2 protein-coding genes are annotated in these 1,156 nt (G+C 67.4%); both read right to left on the minus strand.

Features of this window, described 5'->3' with window-relative positions; translation table 11 throughout:
- The coding region (locus TW83_RS17280; protein WP_045984026.1) for a sugar nucleotide-binding protein at positions 1-344 on the minus strand (344 nt) is incomplete at its 3' end.
- The coding region (gene rfbB / locus TW83_RS17285) for a dTDP-glucose 4,6-dehydratase (RefSeq protein ID WP_045984027.1) at positions 344-1,156 on the minus strand (813 nt) is incomplete at its 5' end. The genes TW83_RS17280 and rfbB, both read right to left, overlap by 1 nt.

The raw sequence follows: 1,156 nt of genomic DNA on the forward strand, positions 1-1,156 counted from the left end.
GGGGCATCCTCGGCCCGCGGCTGGTCGCCCGATCCGTCAAAGACGTAATCGGTCGAGATGTGCAGGAACGGGATGCCCAGATCCGCGCAGGCCCGCGCCATCGCGGCAGGCGCCTCGGCATTGACCAGGCGGGCGGTCTCGGCATCCGTCTCGGCCCGGTCCACGGCGGTGTAGGCGGCGGCATTGATGACCGCACGCGGACGCGCCGCGCGGATCAGGGCGGCGCAGGCGGCGGGATCGGTCAGATTGGCCCGGTCGCGGCCCACAAAAGTCGCATCGGGCGCCAGCGCGGCCAGTTCCCGCGCGACCTGGCCCGTGCGGCCAAAGACCAGCAAGCCCTGCATCAGGCCGTCCCCAGACGCTTGCCCACGCCGTCACGGTCCAGCAGCGGCTGCCACCAGTCGCGATTGGCCAGATACCATTCGACGGTGCGGCGCAGCCCCTCCTCGACCGTCACGGACGGGCGCCAGCCCAGTTCGGTGCGGATGCGCGTCGGGTCGATCGCATAGCGGCGGTCATGGCCCGGACGGTCGGTCACGAAGGTGATCAGGTCGGCATGCGGCGCGCCCGTCGGGTGCAGCTCGTCCATATGGGCGCAGATGGTTCGGACCAGGTCGATGTTGGTGGCCTCATTCTCTCCGCCGATATTGTAGCTGCGGTTGAGCTGGCCCTTTTCCAGGACCAGCAGAAGCGCATCGGCGTGATCCTCGACATAGAGCCAGTCGCGGATGTTGCCCCCGTCGCCATAGACCGGAATCGGCTGGCCCGACAGCGCCTTGAGGATCACCACAGGCACCAGCTTTTCGGGGAAATGATAGGGGCCGTAATTGTTCGAACAGTTCGTCAGCACGACGGGCAGGCCATAGGTTTCGGCCCACGCGCGGACCAGATGGTCGGACCCCGCCTTGCTGGCCGAATAGGGGCTGCGCGGGTCATAGGGCGTAGTTTCGGTGAACTGCCCCGTCTCGCCCAGCGACCCGAAGACCTCATCGGTCGAGATGTGGTGAAAGCGGAAGCTGTCGGGGCGCCCTTGGGCCGTCCAGTAGGCGCGGGCGGCCTCCAGCATGTTGAACGTGCCGATCACGTTCGTCTCCACGAAAGCTGCGGGGCCGTCGATGGACCGGTCCACATGGCTTTCCGCGGCCAGGTGCATGAT

Source organism: Paracoccus sp. S4493 (genome assembly GCF_000967735.1).
In the GTDB taxonomy this organism is placed as follows: Bacteria; Pseudomonadota; Alphaproteobacteria; order Rhodobacterales; family Rhodobacteraceae; genus Paracoccus; species Paracoccus marcusii.